Genomic DNA, 21,051 nt, shown 5'->3' on the forward strand with positions numbered 1-21,051 from the left:
CGCCACCCGCCGGCCCGAATCCGTCACCTGACTAAGCTATAAATTCTTCGACGACCTGTGTGCGGAACCGTGACATGAACAACACATCGACGCTTTACGCCTGGGAAGGCATCAACCGCAAAGGACGCAGGGTGTGCGGGCACACCACCGGGCACAACCCGGCCATGGTCAAGGCGCAACTGCGTCGGCAAGGCATCAGCCCGGGCCGTGTACACAAGAAATCCGCCTTGCTGCCAAGCCTGGCCCCGCGGATAAAGCCGGCGGACATTACCCTGCTCACTCGCCAACTGGCCACCCTGCTGAAAGCAGGGATCGCGCTGCTGCAAGCCTTCGACATCATCAGCGAAGGCGTCGACAACCGATCGGTGCGTGAACTGGTGCAGGGGTTGAAGCGAGAGATCGCCGCCGGCACCAGCCTGACCGATGCATTGCGCCAACAACCGCGTTATTTCGACGACCTGTATTGCAACCTGGTGGCCGCCGGCGAACAAGCGGGGACCCTTGAGACCCTGCTGGAGCGCGTCGCGATCCACCGGGAAAAGAGCGCACAGCTTAGAGCCAGAATCAAAAAAGCCATGACCTACCCGGTCGCGGTCCTGCTGATCGCGAGTCTCGTCACGGGCGTTCTGTTGATTCACGTGGTGCCGCAATTCCAGACACTGTTCGCTGGGGTCGGCGGCAATCTGCCCGGGTTCACCTTGCAGGTCATCGCCCTGTCCGAGTTCATGCAGCAAACCTGGTGGGTCGTGGCACTGGGCCTGGCTGCGGGGGCCGTGGGCTTGCGTCATGCCTATCGCGCGTCCCTTGATTTTCGTCACTGGGTGGACGCCGGTTTGTTGAAAGTCCCCCTGGCAGGCAAACTGCTGCAAAAATCGGCCGTGGCCCGCTACGCCCGCACCCTCTCCACCACCTTTGCCGCCGGTGTTCCGCTGGTACAGGCACTGGATTGCGTGGCCGGCGCGGCAGGCTCAGGGCCGTTCAAACAGGCTATCGAGCATATGCGACACGATGTATCCACGGGCATGCAGTTGAATCAATCCATGGCCGCCAGCAGCCTGTTTCCCGGCATGGCAATCCAGATGACAGCGATCGGCGAAGAGTCCGGCACGCTGGACCGCATGCTGGAAAAAGTCGCCAGCCATTACGAGGCCGATGTGGATAACCAGGTCGATAACCTCACGCATTTGATGGAGCCGCTGATGATGGTCGTGCTGGGCGGCATTGTCGGGGCACTGGTCATCGCGATGTACTTGCCGGTGTTCCAAGTGGGGAGCGCATTTTGAGCCTGCTGCTCAGTGAGTACCCTTGGGCGTTTGTCGCGCTGGCGTTGGTGCTGGGGCTGATCGTCGGCAGCTTTCTCAATGTGCTGGTATGGCGCCTGCCGAAAATGCTCGAGCGGGAATGGCGCGCCCAGGCCCATGAAGCGCTCGGTTTGCCTGCCGAACCCAACGGATCGACCTACAACCTGGCGCACCCCAACTCCTGCTGCCCACACTGCAATCATCCGATTCGCCCGTGGGAAAACATCCCACTGCTCAGCTATCTGTTCCTCAGGGGCCGCTGCGCCCATTGCCAGGGGACAATCAGCGCCCGCTATCCGCTCACCGAACTGGCGAGCGGCATCATCTGTGCCGTGGTGGCCTGGCATTTTGGTTTCGGCTGGCAAGCGGCAGCGGTGATGGTCGTGAGCTGGGGCTTGCTGGCAATGAGCCTGATCGATGCAGACCACCAACTGCTGCCTGATGTCCTGGTGCTGCCATTGCTGTGGCTCGGGCTGATCGTCAATGCGTTCTCACTGTTGACCACATTGCCAGATGCCTTGTGGGGCGCGGTGATCGGGTACATGAGCCTGTGGACCGTGTTCTGGCTGTTCAAGCTGGTCACCGGCAAGGAGGGGATGGGCTACGGTGACTTCAAGTTACTGGCACTGCTCGGCGCCTGGGGCGGCTGGCAGATCCTGCCGATGACACTGTTGATCTCATCACTGCTGGGCGTGTTTGTCGGGCTGATCCTGATGCGCCTGCGCAAGACCCAGGCGTCGACGCCCATGCCGTTTGGTCCATATCTGGCGATTGCCGGCTGGATTGCATTGCTTTGGGGTGGTCAAATAACCGACTTCTATTTGCAGTCCGTCGGTTTCAGATGACTATTTCTGTTGCAACACCCTGGATTCTTGGCCTCACCGGCGGCATTGGCAGCGGCAAAAGCGCGGCGGCCCAACACTTTGTCGACCTGGGCATTGACCTGGTGGATGCCGATCATGCTGCCCGCTGGGTGGTCGAACCTGGCCGGCCGGCACTGGCGCACATCGTCGAGCATTTTGGTGCCGGCGTGCTGCAGCCCGACGGCCAGTTGGACCGCGCCGCACTGCGCAAGCTGATCTTTGAAATACCCGAAGAACGCCGCTGGCTGGAAGCCTTGCTGCACCCGTTGATTGGCGAGGAGATTCGCAGCCACCTGGCCCGCGCCCGGTCACCATACGCGATCCTGGTGTCACCGCTGCTGATCGAATCCGGACAGTCCAGCATGACCCAGCGCATCCTGGTGATCGACGTGCCGCAATCGCTGCAGATTCAGCGTACCCTGCAGCGCGACAGCATCAGTGAGCAGCAGATGCAGGCAATCCTCAAGGCCCAGTCCAGCCGCGAAGACCGCCTGAGCCATGCCGACGACGTGCTGGTCAACAACAAAGACCTCGCCTGGCTGCACAGCGAGGTCGAGCGACTGCATCATTTTTACCTTACTTTGCGTGGAGGCCGATCATGAGCCAACCCTTGACCGTCGACTGCCCAACCTGCGGCGCCCCCGTGGAATGGAAAGCGACCAACCTCAACCGACCGTTCTGCTCGGACCGTTGCAAACTTATCGACCTGGGCGCCTGGGCCGCAGAAGAGCACAAGATCCCTGTCGCTCCAGATGCTGAAGACGAGCTGTTCTCCGAAGACCTGCCGCCGCGACATTAAGGTCGCATAAAGGCATATTCCTGCTGGTCGTCGAGGTTCTCTGCAAGGTATTGCAGCTCGTCGGCCAAGTCTTCAAAACTGCGCACGCCCTTGCTCTGCTGCACCACGGCGCTGAGCATGGCACGTAGTGTCAAGCCTGGATCAAATCCGATTTCCTGTGCCGCATCCTGGCTTCTGCGCAACTCCTGCCGTGCCCATTCATACACACTCATGATCCGTGCTCCCATGTTGCTCACTAAAGTTTCGCAGAGCATGGGCCTGCCCGGTCGCGCAGGATTTGATCTGGGTCAAAGCTGCGAATCGTCATCCTTCCAGGGCGCCGAGAGGTAGCGAGTACGGTTGAAAGTCTCCAGCCATTCCGGGCAAAACACCACCAGGGCACTGATGACCATGCCGTTGATAAAAGCTTCAGGAAAGATGATCAGCCACAGGTAGCCGATGAAATCCTCCAACCATTCGGGCATGGCAAAACGACCGTCGAACCACAGCAATCCAATGCCCACCAGCAGACAGAGCAAGGCCGACAGCGCGGCGGCAAAAAAACCGGAACAGAAGATATACACAAAGGGATTGCGCGGCTGCGCGCGCTCTACCAGCAATGCGCAGCCTTCAGTAATCATCACGGGCAGCACGATCAGCAGCAACCCGTTGACGCCCATTGCGGCCAGGTCCTGGCGTCCCAGCGCCAGCAAACCAAGCTGCGCCGCAAACCCTCCGACGACGGCCAGCGGCCAGTCGAGCAGCAGGGTGACGGCTGTCATGCCGATAAAGTGATAGGAGACGCCGGTGTCGAAATCCCGTCTCACCAGCCACAACATGAATAACGCGAACACCGTACCGAACAGCAGGTGCTGGCGCCGCCGGTCGGCAAACAACTCGACCCATGGCGAGCGCAGGATCGCCCACAGCAGCAGCGGCGCGAACAACAGCCAGCCAATGCCGAGGGTTTCCGGCGCCAGCACCGCTGCACTGATCACAGTTGCACCTGCTCCAACGCCTGGCGCAGTTCGGCGGCGGTGCTGTACTCATGTTGCGCAACCAATTTGCCGTCTTTCAGTTGCAGCCACAGCACTTTATCCACAGGTGCGGGATAACGTGGGGCGATGCGCGCGTCACGATCCAGCATGACCCGGTAGTTGTAGGACTGCATGGCTGGCACTGCGAACAGTTTGGCAACCAGTCGGGGCATACGCTGGATATCAGCGACAAACACGCCATGCCGGGCCTCAAGATAGCCTTTGGGCTGGCCTTGTAGAGCGGCATCCACTAACTTGGCGCCATCCATGCTACGAGCCACCAACAGGATTTGCGCCTGGTCGTCCAGGGTGTAGGCCTGGTCGAACTGATCCAGCAGGGTCCAAGGGGCCAGACGCTCCCCCACCTCAGCGGCCTGAGCCCATAAGGGCAATAGGCTCAATACCAGCACTGCGAAAAATTTCACTGCACACCTCATGCTCGGGAGAAAGACGAGTCGCTAGTCTACACCGGGCTTTTGCGGCGGGACTTCCTGTGGTCATCATTTGGACGCTAAGCTGCAGGGATGGATGACTCAGATTATTTGCGCCTGCTCACCGTAGCGGCCGAACAAGCCAACGCGTTTTTGTCCAATGCCCGCAAATGGGAGCGTGAGCGTTGGGTCTGCCAGCGCCTGTTGCAAGGCTTGAACGTGCCCTACCGTGCCGAAGAATTTCACGCCGCCGGGCAAGAGCCACCGGACGTGCTGTTTCGCGACGCCAGCTTCGAGGTGTTTTTCGTACTGGATGAAGGGCGACGCCTGAACGACGAATGGCGTGATGAATTGCTGCGTCGGCGCAGTGCGTTTTCCCTGAGCCAACTGGTGCGGCGCGAAGCCAAGCCACGGCGCATCCCCGCCCATGAATTCCTGCTGCGCCTGGCGCCGACCCTGCGAAAAAAAGCGCACAACTACAAGGAACGCGGGATGGACCTGGGCGACCTGGATATCGTCGCCTTCGCCAGCCTCAAGCGCGAAGTCCTGGACCTCAACAGCCACTTCCCGCCGCCCACCGAATACCTGCGCCAGGGCTGGCGTTCGCTGTCGTTGGTGGGGCCGACCTTTGCGCGAGTGTTGTTCGCCCATCCAGACGCGCCGGATTTCTTGCGCAACAACTTGGGCCGCAGCATAGTGTTCGACGTGGGCATCAGCCTCTGATCCCCGACTGCAACGTGGCGCCCTTTTGCAACGTCTACCTGACGAGGCCTTATATGACCAGCCGCCTGAACCCCGACGACCAACAGCATGTCGAAGAGTACCTGCAACTGTCCCAGAACAGAGTCGAGCGCAAACCTTTCCGGCCTTGGCTGCTCCTCGGTGTCGTGCTGGTGGTGGTGATCGGGCTTGGTCTGCTGAGCCGCCTTCTGAGTTACCTGACGCTATGAGCTGCCTGGCGCTCGCGGGGGTAACTGCTCCGATTTTTTTTAGCCTTGCGAGATATCCCCATGACCCATCGTATTATTATCGTCGGCGGCGGTGCCGGCGGCCTGGAGTTGGCTACCCGCCTGGGTAAGACCCTGGGCAAGCGCGGCACCGCACGGATCACGTTGGTGGATACCAACCTGACCCATATCTGGAAACCCCTGCTGCACGAAGTGGCTGCCGGCTCACTGAACTCCTCGGAAGACGAACTCAATTATGTTGCCCAGGCAAAATGGAACCACTTCGAGTTCCAGCTGGGGCGCATGAGCGGACTCGACCGTGAGCAGAAGAAAATCCAACTGGCCGCAACCCTCGACGAAGAAGGCCGTGAGCTGGTACCGGCGCGCGTGCTGGGCTATGACAGCCTGGTGATCGCGGTCGGCAGCACCACCAACGATTTCGGCACCGAGGGCGCGGCGCAACACTGCTTGTTCCTCGACACCCGCAAACAGGCCGAGCGTTTCCACCAACAGTTGCTCAATCACTACCTGCGCGCGCACGCGGGGCAGACCGACGCGGTGGAAAAAATCAGCGTCGCCATCGTCGGCGCGGGCGCCACGGGGGTGGAACTGGCCGCCGAGTTGCATAACGCTGCCCATGAACTGGCGGCCTATGGCCTGGACCGCATCAAGCCGGAAAACATGCATATCACCCTGATCGAAGCCGGCCCACGTGTGCTGCCTGCCCTGCCGGAGCGTATCGGCGGGCCTGTGCATAAAACCCTGGAGAAACTTGGGGTAACGGTGTTGACCAATTCGGCCGTCAGCGAAGTGACTGCCGATGCTCTGATTACCAACAGCGGCCAAGTGATTCCAGCCAGCCTCAAAGTATGGGCGGCCGGGATTCGCGCACCGGGCTTCCTCAAGGACATCGACGGCCTGGAAACCAATCGCATCAATCAGCTGCAAGTGCTGCCGACGTTGCAAACCACTCGCGATGACAACATCTTCGCCTTTGGTGACTGCGCCGCCTGCCCACAACCGGGTACCGATCGCAATGTACCGCCACGGGCCCAGGCCGCACACCAGCAGGCGTCGCTGCTGGCCAAGTCGCTGAAACTGCGCATCGAAGGCAAGGACCTGCCGTCATACAAGTACACCGACTACGGTTCGCTGATCTCGCTGTCGCGCTTTTCGGCAGTGGGCAATCTGATGGGCAACCTGACGGGTAGCGTGATGCTGGAAGGCTGGCTGGCGCGGATGTTTTATGTATCGCTGTACCGCATGCACCAGATGGCGCTGTATGGCTTCTTCCGCACGGCAATGCTGATGCTGGGCAGCAAGATTGGACGCGGGACTGAGCCGCGACTCAAACTGCACTAACAACACAGCCCCTGGTAGGGCTCGGTCAATGTGGGAGGGGGCTTGCTCCCGATGACGGTGAGTCAGCCACTCATTATTTGGCTGACTCACCGTCATCGGGAGCAAACCCTTTCCCGCATTAGTTTTGTGTTGGATTTGAGATAATTTCAGGCAAAAAAAATCCCCGTATCTTTCGATACGAGGATTTTTAATATGGTCGGGGTAAGGGGATTCGAACTCCTGACATCCTGCTCCCAAAGCAGGCGCGCTACCGGACTGCGCTATACCCCGGTAAAAAAAGGCGACCTTTCAGTCGCCTTATGCGATCAGGGCTTTTGACCGCTGATCTTAAGATCTGATTCCAGCCTTAACTGGTCTCAAAAATGGTGGGTCGTGTGGGATTCGAACCTACGACCAATTGGTTAAAAGACAATTGGTTTTAGTGCTTCATAGCCCAGGATCGTGTTCGCTACACATAGCTGTTTCCGTGGCCTCGCAGCCTCTAATGAACCCACATTAGAGGCTCCAAACCATGAAAATCTCTGCGGTCGTTTCGACCAAAGGCGGCGTAGGCAAAACTACCATCGAGGCCAACCTCGGCGCTTTTTGTGCGGATGCAGGCCTGCGCGTGCTCATGATCGACCTAGATCCTGCACAGCCTTCGCTCTCCTCGTATTACCAATTGGTCGATGAAGCTCAAGGAGGCATCTACGACCTGCTGGCATTCAATATCACCGAATCAGCCAAGATCATATCCAGCACCACGATACCAAACCTGTCGCTTGTCATTTCCAACGACATCAACAACCAACTGAACAGCCTGATCCTGCAAGCACCTGACGGACGGTTGCGACTCGCCAACCTGATGCCGGGCTTCAAAGATCATTTCGACCTGGTACTGATTGACACCCAAGGCGCCAGGTCGGCAATGCTCGAAATGGTGGTCCTAGCCTCTGATTTGGTCATATCCCCACTTCCGCCCAATATGCTCGCTGCACGGGAGTTCAGCCGGGGATCCATGCAGATGCTGGACGGCCTGCGCGCCTATGGGCGCCTGGGCATGAAAATCCCTCCTGTGCGGATCGTCGTCAACAATCTCGACCAAACCACCGACGCGCAAATGATCGAGCAGTCGGTACGGGAAATTTTCCAGGACAATGACGAAATCAACGTTCTGGAATGCGTCGTCCCCTCCGCAGTGGTGTTTCGTAACAGTTCATCCCTGGGCGTCCCAGTACACCGCTTGGAATACAGACAGCCTTCCAACCGCATATCCCCTGCAGCCCTTGTCGTGATCCGCCAATTGGCCATTGAGCTTTTTCCAGAATGGCGTGACCGCTTCGAGGCCATGACCGAGGAAAAGGTAGCTAACTTGGTGAGGGAGGGTCGTTGAAATGGCGAAGCCCTCCATTACCGACGCCCGCAGTATTACTGCAAACCTCATCCTAGAGGTTGGCAAGTACTACAGCGCTCAGCAATTGCGCAGCTTGCAAGCCAAGCTCAGTGGAACCGCACGAGAAATCCGAGCCCTGACAAGCGGTTACCAATTACCCGGTCGGATTGGCGCTCAGTTGAGCGTTGACCAGCTTCAGCTTTTGCAGGACGCCGCGAAGCTTATCGAGTCAGTGAACTCGAACATTAAGCACGCGAAGGAAAAGCGCGGCCGCGACGAAAACCAAGCCAAACGCCGTCAGCAAAGTCGATATGCCGAAGCCAAACGCCTGGTAGCTGAAACATATTTAGAACCCTTTGCTCCTGAGCCAACGGCTTTGGACCCTCTTCTAGATATTCTTAAAACAGCGCTGACGCTTAATCGAGCAGACGTTTTCAGGAATGGTTATTCCCCTAGGGAGTTCAATCTCAGGCTCCGTGATTACCTGTCGCCTGCCAGAACTCGAAAGCTCATTGGCTGGACCAGCCCAAGTGCTTTTTGGATAAGCACGGTTCTCTCTCTTCGTAATGACGTTGTGCAAGCTGTTGAGCAAGAGATTGCTTACGACGATGGGTCAAGTGTTCAAGACCGCCTTGATGCCCTGAAACAGAAGGTTGCGGACTGCCTTGCCCGGACTCACCTCTCTGCTGATGAGGAAGAAACACTTCGCCTGTGGTCAGAGGCGCTCTCCCCCCGCCTCCAACAGGAAGGGGGTGAATGATGGACAAGCAAAAAGTCCTCAGCAAGGTCGCCAAACTCATGGCGCTGGCCAAGTCACAAGGCGCTGCCCCAAACGAAGTGGAAATTGCACTTCGTCAAGCTCGCCATTTGATGAATCAGTACAACTTGGAACACACCGAAGTCGCTGCCCATACAATCGAAGAATCCATTGTGGGTACCAAAACCCGTCGGGCACCGCAGGATTGGCTGCACAACCTGGCCTCAATCTGTTCCCAAGCCTTCGATTGCAGCCACTTGGCGTATTTCAATCCGCTACTTGGCTGGTCCTTCAAGTTCTTGGGGAAAGGTATTTCACCCGATCTGGCAGCTCACACCTATTCAACGCTGCATCACCAGCTTGTCGCAGCCCGACGAGCTCATGTTGCCCAGCAGAAGCGCTGCCAACTGAAAACCAAACGTCACCGCGGCCAACTGTTTGCCGAGGGCTGGCTCAATGCCGTCGCCTCTAAGGTGAACCAGTTTGCAGGTGGGATAGACGAAAACACTGCGCTGGAGATCCAAGCCTACCTGGAATGGCATCATCCAAAACTAACGCTAGCCATTATCAAGCCCATCGAAGCCAAAGGTCATGACACCCGCTCTTTGCAAGCGGGATGGGACCAGGGCAAGCATGCCAGGCTGCATCGTGGTGTCGGACAGCAGTCACAAGGAGCCCTTGGGCATGGAGGGAGCCAATGAGAACTCATTCGCTTTCACCTTTGGCCATGGCGGCGCTGGAACAAGCCAGATCCCAACTTGGGCTTGCCCCGGTTCACAAACACCATGTTTGGAGTGAGGCAGAAGAGCGCTCGCTCATTGCCCGCTATCCCAATGAACCGACTCAGGTCCTAGCCGCCGAATTGGGGCTCAGCGTCTATCAGGTCTATGCCAAAGCCAAACGGCTGGGCTTGAGCAAAAGCGCCGAGTTTCTTCGCAGTAGTCTCTGTGGCCGGCTTGACGGCAAGTTGGGCGCAGAATTCCGCTTTCCCAAGGGATCCGTCCCATGGAATAAGGGCCTTAAGGGGCTCCCCTCCTCTGGCCGTATGACTCAGACGCAGTTTAAGGCCGGCAATAAACCGGGGAACTGGCTGCCTATTGGCAGCCTGCGCACAACTCCTGACGGTTATCAGCAGAAGAAAATCACCGATACCGGTTACCCACCCGTTGACTGGAAAGCCGTGCATGTACTGCTTTGGGAGGAGCATCACGGACCAGTCCCTATAAACATGTGCGTGTGCTTCAAGGACGGCAACAAGGCCCATATAGCCCTGAATAACCTGGAGTTGCTGACGAGAGCAGAACGTATGCGTCGGAACACCATTCATCGGTATCCGGAAGAGCTGAAATCCGCAATACGCGCTATCGGCAAACTCAAACGCACCATCCGGGAGGTTGAACATGAAGAACAAGATTGAAGATCTACGTAATCACCTGTTCGTCGCGATCGAGAGCCTCCTGGACCCAGAAAGACCAATGGAAATCGAACGGGCCAAAGCGGTTGCCGAGGTTGCTCAGGTCATGATCAATTCAGCGAAGGTTGAAGTCGACATGGTCAAAGCCCTGGGGGCACGCAACGGGAGTGGTTTTCTTCAGATAGGCCAGGAGTCTGGGAAATGAATCACCTTGACCTCTCACCTCCCTACTCCGTAGAGGCTGAACAAGGTGTGTTAGGTGGGCTACTGCTCGACAACAACACCTGGGATCTCGTCGCAGACAAACTGGATGCCTCTGATTTTTTCCGACACGACCATCGGTTGCTGTTCCGGACAATGGCAAGCCTTGCTGACAAGTCCATTCCGTTCGACATCGTCACCGTCCACAACGCGTTGGAGGAGCCAGACGAAGCCGGAGGGCTGAGCTATCTGGGCGAGCTGGCCAAAAACACGCCGTCTGTAGCCAACATCGAGCATTACGCATCCATCGTGCGTAATCGCTCTCGGCTCAGACAGCTCATGTCCCTTGGATACCAATGCTCTCGCGAGGCGACAGACCCGTTGGCAAGTGCGGAGGATGTTCAAGAATCAATTGAACAGCAACTGTTCGCTCTGGGTGAAGGCAAGAGCGCAACGGAATTCGTCAATATCAACCAATGCCTGACGAACGTCGTCGAACAAATAGACGAACATTTCAACGGCAATATCACCGTGACCGGCCTGCCTTCAGGCCTGGAGGACCTGGACGAGCTGACGTCGGGTTTTCAAGAAGCCGACCTGATCATCCTCGGCGCGCGCCCGTCTATGGGGAAGACCTCTCTGGCCTTGAACTTCATAGATACGGCTCTGCAGGCAAAGCTTGATCGTACAGTTCAGGTTTTCAGCATGGAAATGCCGGCCAAAGCACTGATGTATCGATTGATGGGCATCCTAGGCCATATCGATCTGGGCAGGCTATTGAAGGGCAAGCTCGATGATGATGATTGGCCGAAGCTGACTGCAGCGGTTTCTCGTATTAATGGCTATGGAGAGCGGCTGGTCATCGACGACTCATCAGCGCTCACGCCTGCAGTAATCAGAGCTAAATCTCGTCGAGCAGCTCGTCGCTTCGGACACCCGAGCTTGATCCTGATCGATTACCTGCAGCTCATGCGCTGCCCAGGTCAGGAAAACAGGGCCAACGAGATCAGCGCTATATCCCAGTCCCTCAAGGCCCTAGCGAAAGAGATGAATTGCCCGGTGGTTGCGCTTTCCCAGCTCAACCGAGAACTGGAGCGACGGCCAAATAAGCGTCCGATCAACGCAGACCTGCGTGATAGCGGTGCGATTGAACAGGACGCGGACCTGATTATGTTCGTCTACCGGGACGAGGTGTACCACCCTCAGAGCGAACACAAAGGCATTGCAGAAATCATTCTCGGCAAGGCGCGTAACGGCCCAACTGGGACCGTACGAACAGCCTTCATCGCCAATCAGACCCGGTTTGCCAACCTCAGTCCCAACGCCGGCTGGCAAGGGGCTCAACTATGAAAAAGCACACCTCAGCGATGAATACTCTCGTACGCATCACTCACTGGTGCCTTCAATGCGATAGCCACCACCCGAAACATCAAGTGAGTGGCGCTCCAGCCTTACCCGGCGGTGAAGTGGACGAGCTTATTTGCCCTACTTGCAATAGCTATGACATCGAGGAGCTTCAGGAGGTGTCGGATGCACAGTAGCGCCGAGCTATTTCCTAGTATCCATGCCGGTGCCGTGTTCGAAGCCTCTGCTGTGGCTCATGCCCATAAATCTGGGATCAACCCGGTGGAGCTCGACGCATTAGCTCAAGCGATCGGCCGCCTTGCTCGTGACCACAGCACCGTGGTCCCAATGAGCATGCGTGAGGATCTGTTGGAGTTTGAGAAGCTCGGCTACGTCGAGCTGACCAACACGCCCAGCGCAACAATTACCGTTGAACTGCTCTGTGCGGGCGCCTTGCTATCCAGCTACTTCTGGTCGGTTTGGGTGCCCCGCTACCTCCAGTGCTGCTCGCTGAAAGTGGCCGTCATGTCTCACCTGCAACACCCCGCGGAAGTTCAGCACTGCAGCGTGGTGTTCCGCGTGCCTGGAGCACGTGAGGCTACGCGTCACTTTTTGCATGAGCTCGGTACCAAGTTTCCTGGCGATCAGGCTGAAATCATCGCGATCCAGACCGGTAACGTTCTGGCAGACAGGGATGCAGAGCTATGACCACCAATCTCCTACGCGGAAAAAGCGAGAGCCTTCGTGTACTCGTGAAGTTTGCTGAAGCGAATGGCTGGACGGTGTCTCGCACTCAAGGTGGCCATATCAAGTTCACGAAATCTGGCCTTGGATCGATTTACACCTCATCAACCGCAAGCGATTACCGCTCAGGCCTCAACGCCAAAGCCCGTATTCGTCGTGCTGATCGAGCTCAAACCCTACACTCGCAGGAGGCAATCTAATGCCTATCCGTCATTGCATCGTCCACCTGATCGACAAAAAACCCGATGGCACACCTGCTGTTCTCCAGGCACGCGATTCGGAGCTATCCGAATCGGTCGCCATCGAGAACATGCTTGCCGACCTCAACGAGAGCTATAACGCCAAACAAGGCAAGGCCTGGGGTTTCTTCCATGCCGAGTCCGGCGCGCACCCGTTTAGCGGCTGGTTAAAGCAGTACTTTGAAGGTGACCAGGACTTCACCGCCTTCAGCCACACGGCGGTCGAGCATCTGCAAAAGCTGATGGAAGAGTCCAACCTCTCCACCGGTGGCCACGTACTGTTTGCCCATTACCAGCAAGGCATGACCGACTACCTAACTGTCGCCCTGCTCCACCACAGTGAAGGCGTGGTGGTTACTGACGATCTGGACGTCACTCCTTCACGCCACCTGGACGTTGGCCAGTTGCACCTGGCAGCGCGTATCAACTTGTCCGAGTGGCAGAACAACAAGCAATCCAAGCAGTACATCTCGTACATCAAAGGCAAAAACGGTAAGAAGATCTCGGGGTATTTCAGCGACTTCATTGGCTGCATGGAAGGCGTCGACGGCCCGGGCGAAACCCGCGCCCTCCTCAAGGCGTTCAGCGACTTCGTTGAAAACGAAGACCTGCCAGACGAATCGGCCCGCGAGAAAACCAAGGCCCTGGTGGACTACGCCACCAGCCAGGCCAAGCTCGGTGAACCCATGGGCCTGGAGGAACTGTCAGGCTTGATCGATGAAGATCGCCCCAAGGCGTTCTACGACCATATCCGCAATAAGGACTACGGCCTGTCGCCGGAAATCCCCCTGGATAAACGCACTCTCAACCAATTCCGTCGGTTCACCGGCCGTGCCGAAGGCTTGTCCATCAGTTTTGAAGCGCATCTGCTAGGGGACAAGATCGAGTACGACGAGGCGTCCAATTCATTAGTCATCAAGGGGTTACCTACCCAACTCACTGATCAGTTGAAACGTCGCTGAACACACTTTCTACCCTAGGCATCGGAGCCCACCATGAGTAACAAACCACAGCGTCTGCATGAAGAAAAATTCGTTATTCGCCTGCCCGACGGGATGCGCGAACGCATCGCGTTGGAAGCACGTGAAAACGCCAGGTCGATGAACTCAGAAATTGTTTATCGGCTGGAGACAACTGCCGAACTTGAAGCTGCTCTGGATCGTGCTTTGAAAATCATTGACCAGCTTTTGGCGGCAAGCCCGGCTTATGAGCAGCCAGGAGCCAGAGTATGAAAGCGTCTTTGGCCCAAACCATGAAAGATAAGCTGTTGCTGCCGGCGTTTGAATCGAAGTCGCCGGTGGCAGCGCGAATGAGCGACCCCATCGTCGATACCCCCATGCTGTTGACTCTCGACGAAACGCTGCCGTATGACGAAAACCCAAGGACGACTCGTAACCCGAAGTACGATGAAATTAAAGAGTCGATACGAAATCGGGGACTCGATACGCCACCTCCCGTCACTCGTAAACCTGGGGAAGATAAGTACCGGATCCGCAACGGCGGCAACACTCGCCTGGCAATTTTAAACGAGTTGTATCGTGAGACCGGCGACGAGAAGTACTTCAAGTTTCACTGCCTATTTCGACCCTGGGACGCCGTTCGGGGCGAAATCATCTCGCTCACCGGCCACTTGGCTGAAAACGACCTCCAAGGCCAGCTCCTGTTCATTGAGCGGGCTATTGGGGTCGACAAAGCGAGAGCGCTGTATGAAACAGAGGCAGGGGAGTCTATCTCATTACGTGAGCTTTCACGGCGGCTGTCAGCGGATGGCTACCCGGTCTCCGCGTCTCACTTGAGTCGTATGCACGACACCATTCGGTACTTACTGCCAGCAATTCCAGGCGCGCTGTACTCTGGACTGGGAGTAGACAGAATCATAAAGCTTCTGTCTTTGCGCAAAACAGCTCTTCAGTGCTGGGATCGCAATTATCAAGAGCAGGAGCAGCACCTTGATTTCGATACGCTTTTCCAAGATGTACTGTCCCAGTTTGAGGGCGACGCTGAAGAATTTCTATTCCAGCGATTTCAGGACGAACTGATAGATCACCTTAAAAAGCCGCTGAACCTCGGCTACGAGCAAATACTGTTGGAAATCACTCAGAACCAGGACCAATTGCGCCGGTCTACGCCGGTTCTTGAGCTGCCACAGTACCCTGCATCGCAATTTGAGGGGGGGACTCAACTTAACGTTTCGAACAATGGCATTGAGGCTAATCAGAACCCTCTACAACTACCCCCTACTACTTCGGGGGGCAGCACACATAAGACGACGCCCTCCAAAGAGAGTCCTTCACCTCAAGGGGTGCAACAGCAACTGGCCCCAACTCCGCAGGAGCAAATGAGCCCACAAGAGCGCCAAGCACGTATCGATGGGCACGTTGCGAGCCCTGTGAAGACTTCTCCCAGAGTCGACAAGATGAAACGGGAGCTCGCTGCGCTTGACGGTGAGGTCTTGCCCGACTTCGCCTCCAATGCCTTGGTGGCCATCCCTGTTCAAGCTGGCGGACTCAATCCCATTTCTGACCTTTGGTACATCGAACGCGAAATAGACAATACCGCGACCCTGCGTCAGCACATCGCTCAATTGGCTCGCGAAATAGCCAGCTCGGTCAAAGCCCCAGGTCAATTTATCGATATCGATGGTGGCGTCGGGTTCAGCTACCGACACCCCGAAGCGGAAGTCGAAATTACTGCCACAGCCCAACATACCTTGACGCTGCTCCAGTCTTTGAGCGGCTCGATGGCCATCGTACTGAAAATGATTCAGCAGCAACCCAAGCTTCAAATCGACGCGTTGGCTGACTTTGAGTTCGCAGCCGGACTGGGCCAGATCTTACTGGGCCAGCCTCACACAAAAGATCAGCCCCCTGAAAGTGAATGCCGTCTCAGCGACGGCGCTCTAGTGAAGCTGTTCCGCATTATTCGTCTCGCAAGACGTTTGATTGACCTGGAAATCCAGTCAGTCGCCAACAACGGTCCGAATTCAGCCAGTTAACACACGGACTCTACAAGGGGGAGTCGTCATGTCCAAGACACCAATAAATGAAGCAATCCTGTCACAGGTGCTTCATCACATGCGTAATGGCCAACTTCGGCGCTGCATCGAAATGGGCCTGGAGCCAGAGATATTGGCTCAGCTCCAACAACCTTCAGTACTGAGCTTGCTGCTTAACACTCCCGTGTCTTGGTGCAACGTCACCATTGATGGGGACATGGTAAAAAAACTACTGTCAGGCGCGCAGCGTTCTGATGAAGAAGTGCGCATGATTGAACGTGCGCTGCGACTTGGCGCGACCACTCAAATGCTGCAACAGTTCTTCGGGCTGTCTCCGCAGGATGTGGCCCTTCAACGCCTAATGATCGGCGTGACGGCACGTCGTGGCCGTTGGCGCGAATTCAGTGAGGAGATGGACGCTCAGCTTTGGTACCGATGGACGCACCTAATGCAAGAGCATCAGGTAGAGCTTGGCGACAGTCTCGCGTTGCTGGACATCGCCATGTTGGTCGCCGAGGAACTCAATGCTCCACAGGATACTAGCCCAGATGAGACCCACGAAAACCTCAGCCTGGCCATCATCTGGCATCGCATTCAGTCCTGGATAAAGGAAGGGCTTTACCCTCCTGCAAACCCTGGCCTTCCGAGAAGGCTACAGCTTGTGTCTTCTCAACGACTTGCACAGCCTGCAGCGACATCGGTGGAAGGTGACTCTGTATTATGAGGTTGTCTCGGCTTCCCTTGTCGACGCTTTTAGACTCGGCCTCGGGTCACCTTGAAGCTCATTTGCTTCAGAAAAAAGAGTCGGCGCCTCCGGGGATTGAAGGGTCTTCCCCCTACTCCGGAATTATTTTCAGCGGGAACCCACACGAAACGGTTCCTCGCCGATTGCTTTTGGATGATCGCTTAACCCCGCTTGAAAGAAACACCTGGCAGGTATTTCGCCTACTGATCAATGACGACGGCCTTACGGCGTTCCCTACCTATGACCAACTGCGGCCATATTTGGGTATGCAACCCGGTAGGCCTGCCTCGCGTGAAACTGTATCAAAAGCATTAGTGACCTTACGTCTCACCCGTTGGCTTAGCCTGGGGCGACGGGTGCGCAATGATCTGAGTGGACAAGTGCAAGGCAACGTCTACCTGCTTCACGACGAACCGGTCACACCGGCCGAAGCTATAGAGTTCGACAAGGACTACTTGCAGCTACTCGCGCAGTCAATGCAGCACCAGACCAAGGTGATTCGCGAAGTGGCAGAAATTGCCTGGAAGGAATTTGCAGCTGATCCTGATGTTGGCCAACGCTTACCTAGCAGGCTGGACATCATCGAATCCCGCATGAATAGCCAGGCCTGGACCAAAGCGCAGGCTCCAGTCGTTCTTAAAGCGACTGAGTTCGGAATCCGAACTCAGCAAAATATAGCTCTATCTCCACTGAGTTCGGATACCGAACTCAGTGAAAAAGGCGAAGAGCGAATCGCTTTGGAGCAGAGTTCGGATGCCGAACTCAGCCGTAAATCACTGAGTTCGGACTTAGTTCGGCATCCGAACTCATATAGTACGTATACAGATACACACAAAGATGTTTGTAAAAGCTCTGTACATGTACCGCCCACACCAAACGACATCGCTGCCGATTTGCTCGGTGCACTGCATCGACTACCGGTCGAGCAAAAACAGAACGCGGTCCTGGCGCTGCAAAAGGTTCCAGCAGAGTTGAAAACCGCGCTCATCAAACAATGGGTCCACCGCTGTGACTCGGGAGGGGTCCGAAACCCGCTTGGATACTTAATGACGCTCGTCGGCATGGCCGTTCGCGGCGATTTCAACAGCCAATGGAACCCTGACGACAAGGCAAAAGCGAGCCCCGAGCGTCAAGACGCTTCAGCCCCGCCAGAGGGCGCAGAGCAGCCGACGAAGACGCTAACGCAGACGCGTAGCCCTGAGTCGATACAAACCGCAAAACACACACTCAGCGGAATGCTGCATCTGCTGAAGCCTAATCGGGGTACACATCCATGATGTCAGGTGGACAACCAGAATATCGTGGTAACGCGGCCCAGAGCGAAGCGGTCGTGACCGGAATCTGTGCCAGCTACACAGCAAGTGTTGCGGCCCGCAACACCCTGACAGGAACCGAAATACGCCGCGGCCGCCACGCAAGTGACTCGGCCCAAATCACTTGCCCAGGATCCGGCATTCGTGCCAGCGACACGGCAAGTGTTGTGGCCCACAACACCCTGACAGCATCCGGCACCGGAGGTGGCCGCCATATAAGTGGTGCGGCCCGCACCACCTTGGCAGGATCCGGCATCCGTGCCGGCGACATGGCAAGTGTTGTGGCCCACAACACCCTGACAGCATCCGGCACCGGAGGTGGCCGCCATATAAGTGGTGCGGCCCGCACCACCTTGGCAGGATCCGGCATCCGTGCCGGCGACACGGCAAGTGTTGTGGCCCACAACACCCTGACAGCATCCGGCACCGGAGGTGGCAGCCATATAAGTGGTGCGGCCCGCACCACCTTGGCAGGATCCGGCATCCGTGCCGGCGACATGGCAAGTGTTGTGGCCCACAACACCCTGACAGCATCCGGCACCGGAGGTGGCAGCCATATAAGTGGTGCGGCCCGCACCACCTTGGCAGGATCCGGCATCCGTGCCGGCGACATGGCAAGTGTTGTGGCCCACAACACCCTGACAGCATCCGGCACCGGAGGTGGCCGCCACGCAAGGGATTCGGTCCGCACCGGCGAGTTTCAGCTCTTCCTATATAGAAGCCTCAACAAATCCCCTTCCATCGGGCTACGTATTTAATGCTGCGTCTCCTATAGCCAAATTGCAGCATGGGTACGTCAATCCTCTTCCCAAGGAAACACTGCACCATGGCTGATAACTTCCGGCTCAACATCGGTTCACTGCGCAGCGATGTGAAGCTCACCCTTCACACTCACCACGCCGCTCGTATATGGATGGGGCGCCCTAAAAATGACCTCAAAGCCGGCATCATTGGTCTGTCAGGGTTCTGCACTGTCGTCAATCGAATGTCTCGAGGCGCCCAACAGGATGATCCCTACTCTGACTGGTGGATGATCCTCCTCGAGGAAAAGATCAACGATTCCAAGGAAGCGTTAAAGACCATCGAAGATCGCCTGGACACAGCCATGGCCTCTCTTCCACCGGCCATCAGCATTAGCGAAAACCTCTCGATCCAGCCTGTCAGCCTCCCGCTGTACATCTCCAATCCCCTGGGATTTCAGGCTGTGTACCTGCTGACGAACTACGACGAAATTGTCAGACGCATTCTGTTGGCCCAGCACGTTGGCCTTGTCGGGCGCCACGATATGGAAACCTGGATCGACGAAGGCGCAGCGGTACTGCGGAGACTGTTTGGTCTGGCCCAGATCTATAAGTACTCAGGCGCTGCCCGCGACGACTTCGCTGCAAACAATGCCAAGGCTGAAGCAGCCCGCAAAATGTACGAGCGGTACGGTGAGCTGCCACAAGACATCCTGGAAGGCACCCGCCGTTCGAATTTCGCGCCACCGATCATCCGCGGTCAGCAGCAAACCGAGACGGATGATCATCTCGATGACCCCGTTGAGGGTTAAAGAGCATGGGCCAGATTCCCTCCAATGATGGGTCGCTGCAACAGACCGCCTTCCGGCCACTGCAACAGGAAGCCTTTCAGCGACTGCAACAGGCTGCCTCACTAAAGGGCCTTTTAAAGCCTTTTAAAGGTAAGGGGGAGCTGACCCAATTTGCCGATCTTTGCCGAGCTCAAGAATCGGACTTAAAAGCTCTTGCCCAGGAAGTGCTGAGCCAGGCCCGCCGATATCCATTCACCCTAGTTCCAGTGCGGTTGACTGAGCAGAACACCCAAGCCGGCACCCAGTTTTTGAGATGGCAGCAGGTGACAGATCGGCGGATGGGCGTAGGGGTTTGGGCAGAAATGATGGGCTCACCCAGAACACCGGAATCCATGCTGCAGGATCTTTACGTGATGGAGCTGCAGCGCATCACCTTGAATATGCAAATGAGTTTGCTGCACTCGATCACCAAACAGGCCGCCGAGTGCGCAGAAAAAATGGGCCAGGCAGAGGCCGTGTATACCGCTCGCCTGCAGCAGCTCAACAACCCAACGCAACACCAATAACCTCGGAGAATACTCATGGGCACGCCCGTACAAGGCTGGGAAGGCAATATCGGTTCTGCACCGGAATTCAAAGAATTCCCCAACGGCAATAAAGACCCACGTCGACTCATGCGAGCCAACGTTTACTTCGACAATTCGATTCCGGATGGCAAAGGCGGCTACGAAGATCGTGGCGGTTTTTGGGCGAATGTGGAGTGGTGGCACAAGGACGCCGAGCATTATTCGCAACTGTTCCAGAAAGGTATGCGAGTGCTGGTTTCCGGTCGCGCCGTTATGGACCGTTGGAAGAACGACGATGGCGAATTCGAAGCTTTGAAAATCCAGGCCAGCCGGGTCGGCATGCTGCCACACCGCGTGACCATGGTGAATCTGGCGCCTTCGCAAAACCAGAATTCGCAACAGTCCAACAGACCCGAATCGCGGCCGCAGCCAGCTCCAGGCCCGGATGAATATCCAGATACCGATCCACCGCAATTCTGAAAACAGGGGCTTAATTTTTCGGCCCATTCGTGTAGCTGTCGGTGTTGGGGGAAACAGCTCATCGTTTCCCCCGACCTCATTAGAGAACCACTACAAATTAGGACGTGCCGATGGATGAAGTTTTGAGGGACCCAACAGGGTACGTTGTCATTGGCGCAGAGCACCCAGCTTTAGGCCGTGTTTACTGGGCTTACTTTGATGAAAGCGAGGTGAATGCTCCGGACTACTACGGGCTCACCCTGGACATAAACCGAGCATCATGGGCTCCAGTTGGGTGGCGAACGGGAGAGTATCTGATGGGGGGCCGTGGAGAGACAGACCTTGATACCTGGCAAGCCCGCCGATTTATCAACACCTTGCTCGATGAATACCGCTTAGATACTGAATACCGCGTCGACTTTGACGACGACGACGAAATGACTGAACACTTATACGGCAAGCTGGAACAACTACGTGTTCAAAGCGGACAATCCACTCAGGACTTCATCGCGTGGATCAGAGTTGCGAACTGGACGGACGAGCCAGCTTCGAATTGACATCAAACCGCCAATTGGTTGGCAAAAAATCGCGCCATTCGTTAACTTTCAGGTTGAGTCACACTTCCATTCGGCTATCTCAAGCACAGAAGTTT

The 21,051-nt window shown here is 56.6% G+C and carries 28 protein-coding genes and 1 tRNA gene; 25 read left to right on the forward strand and 4 right to left on the reverse strand.

Annotated elements, in window-relative coordinates; all coding sequences use genetic code 11:
* Nucleotides 1-74 precede the first annotated feature (74 nt).
* Genes ACLH0J_RS29765 through yacG form a run of 4 tightly spaced genes read left to right on the forward strand, consistent with a single transcriptional unit; the run spans nucleotide 75 to nucleotide 2,963 of the window.
* Entirely contained in the window at nucleotides 75-1,283 is a 1,209-nt protein-coding gene (locus ACLH0J_RS29765; RefSeq protein ID WP_411390241.1) for a type II secretion system F family protein, read from the forward strand.
* Nucleotides 1,280-2,146: a prepilin peptidase gene (locus ACLH0J_RS29770; protein WP_411390242.1), complete on the forward strand. Its 867-nt coding sequence runs from the start codon at nucleotides 1,280-1,282 to the stop codon at nucleotides 2,144-2,146. Before ACLH0J_RS29765 ends, ACLH0J_RS29770 begins: the two co-directional genes overlap by 4 nt.
* Entirely contained in the window at nucleotides 2,143-2,766 is a 624-nt protein-coding gene (coaE, locus tag ACLH0J_RS29775) for a dephospho-CoA kinase (protein ID WP_411390243.1), read from the forward strand. Before ACLH0J_RS29770 ends, coaE begins: the two co-directional genes overlap by 4 nt.
* Nucleotides 2,763-2,963, forward strand: coding sequence for a DNA gyrase inhibitor YacG (yacG, locus tag ACLH0J_RS29780; RefSeq protein ID WP_003188437.1), 201 nt, complete (start codon nucleotides 2,763-2,765; stop codon nucleotides 2,961-2,963). Before coaE ends, yacG begins: the two co-directional genes overlap by 4 nt.
* Here yacG and ACLH0J_RS29785 read toward each other — a convergent pair.
* From ACLH0J_RS29785 to ACLH0J_RS29795, 3 genes are all read right to left on the reverse strand, one after another.
* A complete protein-coding gene (locus tag ACLH0J_RS29785) occupies nucleotides 2,960-3,175 on the reverse strand; it encodes a hypothetical protein (protein WP_003171680.1) in 216 nt (71 codons plus the stop codon). The two genes, yacG and ACLH0J_RS29785, sit on opposite strands and share 4 nt — an antisense overlap.
* Nucleotides 3,176-3,250: 75 nt before the next feature.
* Nucleotides 3,251-3,940, reverse strand: coding sequence for an energy-coupling factor ABC transporter permease (locus tag ACLH0J_RS29790; protein WP_411390244.1), 690 nt, complete (start codon nucleotides 3,938-3,940; stop codon nucleotides 3,251-3,253).
* Nucleotides 3,937-4,404, reverse strand: coding sequence for an FAD/FMN-containing dehydrogenase (locus ACLH0J_RS29795; RefSeq protein WP_411390245.1), 468 nt, complete (start codon nucleotides 4,402-4,404; stop codon nucleotides 3,937-3,939). The genes ACLH0J_RS29790 and ACLH0J_RS29795 overlap by 4 nt, the downstream gene beginning before the upstream one ends.
* Nucleotides 4,405-4,503: 99 nt before the next feature.
* Here ACLH0J_RS29795 and ACLH0J_RS29800 point away from each other — a divergent pair, with 99 nt between their 5' ends.
* The 3 genes from ACLH0J_RS29800 to ACLH0J_RS29810 are packed head-to-tail and all read left to right on the forward strand — an operon-like array spanning nucleotide 4,504 to nucleotide 6,719.
* Entirely contained in the window at nucleotides 4,504-5,133 is a 630-nt protein-coding gene (locus tag ACLH0J_RS29800; protein WP_010565579.1) for a DUF1780 domain-containing protein, read from the forward strand.
* A gap of 53 nt (nucleotides 5,134-5,186) precedes the next feature.
* Entirely contained in the window at nucleotides 5,187-5,360 is a 174-nt protein-coding gene (locus ACLH0J_RS29805) for a DUF3094 family protein (protein WP_016976295.1), read from the forward strand.
* Nucleotides 5,361-5,420: 60 nt separating this feature from the next.
* Nucleotides 5,421-6,719 carry an NAD(P)/FAD-dependent oxidoreductase gene (locus ACLH0J_RS29810; protein WP_411390246.1) on the forward strand — a complete coding sequence of 433 codons (1,299 nt, stop codon included), beginning with the start codon at nucleotides 5,421-5,423 and terminating at the stop codon, nucleotides 6,717-6,719.
* A 193-nt stretch (nucleotides 6,720-6,912) separates the two neighbouring features.
* Here ACLH0J_RS29810 and ACLH0J_RS29815 read toward each other — a convergent pair.
* Nucleotides 6,913-6,989, reverse strand: a tRNA-Pro gene (locus tag ACLH0J_RS29815).
* 241 nt (nucleotides 6,990-7,230) lie between these two features.
* Between ACLH0J_RS29815 and ACLH0J_RS29820 the strand changes: the two genes are divergently transcribed.
* The 18 genes from ACLH0J_RS29820 (at nucleotide 7,231) to ACLH0J_RS29905 (ending at nucleotide 20,956) form a co-directional block, all read left to right on the forward strand.
* Nucleotides 7,231-8,091, forward strand: coding sequence for a ParA family protein (locus ACLH0J_RS29820; protein ID WP_008437313.1), 861 nt, complete (start codon nucleotides 7,231-7,233; stop codon nucleotides 8,089-8,091).
* 1 nt (nucleotide 8,092) lies between these two features.
* A complete protein-coding gene (locus ACLH0J_RS29825) occupies nucleotides 8,093-8,851 on the forward strand; it encodes a hypothetical protein (protein ID WP_008437314.1) in 759 nt (252 codons plus the stop codon).
* Nucleotides 8,848-9,549, forward strand: coding sequence for a DUF2786 domain-containing protein (locus tag ACLH0J_RS29830; RefSeq protein WP_008437315.1), 702 nt, complete (start codon nucleotides 8,848-8,850; stop codon nucleotides 9,547-9,549). The genes ACLH0J_RS29825 and ACLH0J_RS29830 overlap by 4 nt, the downstream gene beginning before the upstream one ends.
* On the forward strand, nucleotides 9,546-10,265 hold the full coding sequence (locus ACLH0J_RS29835) for an HNH endonuclease signature motif containing protein (RefSeq protein WP_020301295.1): 720 nt from the start codon (nucleotides 9,546-9,548) through the stop codon (nucleotides 10,263-10,265). Before ACLH0J_RS29830 ends, ACLH0J_RS29835 begins: the two co-directional genes overlap by 4 nt.
* Nucleotides 10,249-10,467, forward strand: coding sequence for a hypothetical protein (locus tag ACLH0J_RS29840; protein ID WP_008437317.1), 219 nt, complete (start codon nucleotides 10,249-10,251; stop codon nucleotides 10,465-10,467). Before ACLH0J_RS29835 ends, ACLH0J_RS29840 begins: the two co-directional genes overlap by 17 nt.
* Entirely contained in the window at nucleotides 10,464-11,813 is a 1,350-nt protein-coding gene (gene dnaB / locus ACLH0J_RS29845) for a replicative DNA helicase (RefSeq protein WP_008437319.1), read from the forward strand. The genes ACLH0J_RS29840 and dnaB overlap by 4 nt, the downstream gene beginning before the upstream one ends.
* 180 nt (nucleotides 11,814-11,993) lie before the next feature.
* Entirely contained in the window at nucleotides 11,994-12,515 is a 522-nt protein-coding gene (locus ACLH0J_RS29850) for a hypothetical protein (RefSeq protein ID WP_008437321.1), read from the forward strand.
* Nucleotides 12,512-12,751, forward strand: coding sequence for a type II toxin-antitoxin system HicA family toxin (locus tag ACLH0J_RS29855; protein WP_008437325.1), 240 nt, complete (start codon nucleotides 12,512-12,514; stop codon nucleotides 12,749-12,751). The genes ACLH0J_RS29850 and ACLH0J_RS29855 overlap by 4 nt, the downstream gene beginning before the upstream one ends.
* A complete protein-coding gene (gene yejK / locus ACLH0J_RS29860) occupies nucleotides 12,751-13,752 on the forward strand; it encodes a nucleoid-associated protein YejK (protein ID WP_008437326.1) in 1,002 nt (333 codons plus the stop codon). Before ACLH0J_RS29855 ends, yejK begins: the two co-directional genes overlap by 1 nt.
* Nucleotides 13,753-13,785: 33 nt before the next feature.
* Complete coding sequence (locus ACLH0J_RS29865; RefSeq protein ID WP_008437327.1) at nucleotides 13,786-14,022, forward strand: Arc family DNA-binding protein; 237 nt, start codon at nucleotides 13,786-13,788, stop codon at nucleotides 14,020-14,022.
* The gene (locus ACLH0J_RS29870; protein ID WP_008437328.1) at nucleotides 14,019-15,785 is read left to right on the forward strand and encodes a ParB family protein; all 1,767 of its coding nucleotides are present in this window, start codon (nucleotides 14,019-14,021) and stop codon (nucleotides 15,783-15,785) included. Before ACLH0J_RS29865 ends, ACLH0J_RS29870 begins: the two co-directional genes overlap by 4 nt.
* 28 nt (nucleotides 15,786-15,813) lie before the next feature.
* Entirely contained in the window at nucleotides 15,814-16,509 is a 696-nt protein-coding gene (locus ACLH0J_RS29875; protein WP_008437329.1) for a DUF2857 domain-containing protein, read from the forward strand.
* Nucleotides 16,506-17,807 (forward strand): STY4528 family pathogenicity island replication protein, encoded by a 1,302-nt coding sequence (locus ACLH0J_RS29880; protein WP_019816979.1) that lies wholly within the window; start codon nucleotides 16,506-16,508, stop codon nucleotides 17,805-17,807. Before ACLH0J_RS29875 ends, ACLH0J_RS29880 begins: the two co-directional genes overlap by 4 nt.
* 203 nt (nucleotides 17,808-18,010) lie before the next feature.
* On the forward strand, nucleotides 18,011-18,601 hold the full coding sequence (locus tag ACLH0J_RS29885; RefSeq protein WP_124356005.1) for a hypothetical protein: 591 nt from the start codon (nucleotides 18,011-18,013) through the stop codon (nucleotides 18,599-18,601).
* A gap of 68 nt (nucleotides 18,602-18,669) precedes the next feature.
* Nucleotides 18,670-19,395, forward strand: a complete 726-nt coding sequence (locus tag ACLH0J_RS29890; RefSeq protein WP_008437331.1) for a PFL_4669 family integrating conjugative element protein — start codon at nucleotides 18,670-18,672, stop codon at nucleotides 19,393-19,395.
* A gap of 5 nt (nucleotides 19,396-19,400) precedes the next feature.
* A complete protein-coding gene (locus ACLH0J_RS29895; protein WP_008437334.1) occupies nucleotides 19,401-19,940 on the forward strand; it encodes a DUF3158 family protein in 540 nt (179 codons plus the stop codon).
* A 15-nt stretch (nucleotides 19,941-19,955) separates the two neighbouring features.
* Nucleotides 19,956-20,420 carry a single-stranded DNA-binding protein gene (locus ACLH0J_RS29900; protein WP_008437336.1) on the forward strand — a complete coding sequence of 155 codons (465 nt, stop codon included), beginning with the start codon at nucleotides 19,956-19,958 and terminating at the stop codon, nucleotides 20,418-20,420.
* 110 nt (nucleotides 20,421-20,530) lie between these two features.
* The gene (locus tag ACLH0J_RS29905) at nucleotides 20,531-20,956 is read left to right on the forward strand and encodes a hypothetical protein (protein WP_008437339.1); all 426 of its coding nucleotides are present in this window, start codon (nucleotides 20,531-20,533) and stop codon (nucleotides 20,954-20,956) included.
* Nucleotides 20,957-21,051: the final 95 nt, after the last annotated feature.

It is taken from the genome of Pseudomonas sp. MPB23 (assembly GCF_046605395.1).
In the GTDB taxonomy this organism is placed as follows: domain Bacteria; phylum Pseudomonadota; class Gammaproteobacteria; order Pseudomonadales; family Pseudomonadaceae; genus Aquipseudomonas.

What these genes read in the sequence shown, in the direction of transcription:
- ACLH0J_RS29825 (WP_008437314.1), top strand. Translation starts at nt 8,093, where the DNA reads ATGGCGAAGCCCTCCATTACCGACGCCCGCAGTATTACTGCAAACCTC.
- ACLH0J_RS29785 (WP_003171680.1), bottom strand. Translation starts at nt 3,175, where the DNA reads ATGAGTGTGTATGAATGGGCACGGCAGGAGTTGCGCAGAAGCCAGGAT.
- dnaB (WP_008437319.1), top strand. Translation starts at nt 10,464, where the DNA reads ATGAATCACCTTGACCTCTCACCTCCCTACTCCGTAGAGGCTGAACAA.
- ACLH0J_RS29835 (WP_020301295.1), top strand. Translation starts at nt 9,546, where the DNA reads ATGAGAACTCATTCGCTTTCACCTTTGGCCATGGCGGCGCTGGAACAA.
- yejK (WP_008437326.1), top strand. Translation starts at nt 12,751, where the DNA reads ATGCCTATCCGTCATTGCATCGTCCACCTGATCGACAAAAAACCCGAT.
- ACLH0J_RS29805 (WP_016976295.1), top strand. Translation starts at nt 5,187, where the DNA reads ATGACCAGCCGCCTGAACCCCGACGACCAACAGCATGTCGAAGAGTAC.
- ACLH0J_RS29900 (WP_008437336.1), top strand. Translation starts at nt 19,956, where the DNA reads ATGGGCACGCCCGTACAAGGCTGGGAAGGCAATATCGGTTCTGCACCG.
- ACLH0J_RS29855 (WP_008437325.1), top strand. Translation starts at nt 12,512, where the DNA reads ATGACCACCAATCTCCTACGCGGAAAAAGCGAGAGCCTTCGTGTACTC.
- ACLH0J_RS29800 (WP_010565579.1), top strand. Translation starts at nt 4,504, where the DNA reads ATGGATGACTCAGATTATTTGCGCCTGCTCACCGTAGCGGCCGAACAA.
- ACLH0J_RS29850 (WP_008437321.1), top strand. Translation starts at nt 11,994, where the DNA reads ATGCACAGTAGCGCCGAGCTATTTCCTAGTATCCATGCCGGTGCCGTG.
- ACLH0J_RS29830 (WP_008437315.1), top strand. Translation starts at nt 8,848, where the DNA reads ATGATGGACAAGCAAAAAGTCCTCAGCAAGGTCGCCAAACTCATGGCG.
- ACLH0J_RS29875 (WP_008437329.1), top strand. Translation starts at nt 15,814, where the DNA reads ATGTCCAAGACACCAATAAATGAAGCAATCCTGTCACAGGTGCTTCAT.
- coaE (WP_411390243.1), top strand. Translation starts at nt 2,143, where the DNA reads ATGACTATTTCTGTTGCAACACCCTGGATTCTTGGCCTCACCGGCGGC.
- ACLH0J_RS29890 (WP_008437331.1), top strand. Translation starts at nt 18,670, where the DNA reads ATGGCTGATAACTTCCGGCTCAACATCGGTTCACTGCGCAGCGATGTG.
- ACLH0J_RS29905 (WP_008437339.1), top strand. Translation starts at nt 20,531, where the DNA reads ATGGATGAAGTTTTGAGGGACCCAACAGGGTACGTTGTCATTGGCGCA.
- ACLH0J_RS29870 (WP_008437328.1), top strand. Translation starts at nt 14,019, where the DNA reads ATGAAAGCGTCTTTGGCCCAAACCATGAAAGATAAGCTGTTGCTGCCG.
- ACLH0J_RS29865 (WP_008437327.1), top strand. Translation starts at nt 13,786, where the DNA reads ATGAGTAACAAACCACAGCGTCTGCATGAAGAAAAATTCGTTATTCGC.
- ACLH0J_RS29810 (WP_411390246.1), top strand. Translation starts at nt 5,421, where the DNA reads ATGACCCATCGTATTATTATCGTCGGCGGCGGTGCCGGCGGCCTGGAG.
- ACLH0J_RS29765 (WP_411390241.1), top strand. Translation starts at nt 75, where the DNA reads ATGAACAACACATCGACGCTTTACGCCTGGGAAGGCATCAACCGCAAA.
- ACLH0J_RS29880 (WP_019816979.1), top strand. Translation starts at nt 16,506, where the DNA reads ATGAGGTTGTCTCGGCTTCCCTTGTCGACGCTTTTAGACTCGGCCTCG.
- ACLH0J_RS29895 (WP_008437334.1), top strand. Translation starts at nt 19,401, where the DNA reads ATGGGCCAGATTCCCTCCAATGATGGGTCGCTGCAACAGACCGCCTTC.
- ACLH0J_RS29820 (WP_008437313.1), top strand. Translation starts at nt 7,231, where the DNA reads ATGAAAATCTCTGCGGTCGTTTCGACCAAAGGCGGCGTAGGCAAAACT.
- yacG (WP_003188437.1), top strand. Translation starts at nt 2,763, where the DNA reads ATGAGCCAACCCTTGACCGTCGACTGCCCAACCTGCGGCGCCCCCGTG.
- ACLH0J_RS29840 (WP_008437317.1), top strand. Translation starts at nt 10,249, where the DNA reads ATGAAGAACAAGATTGAAGATCTACGTAATCACCTGTTCGTCGCGATC.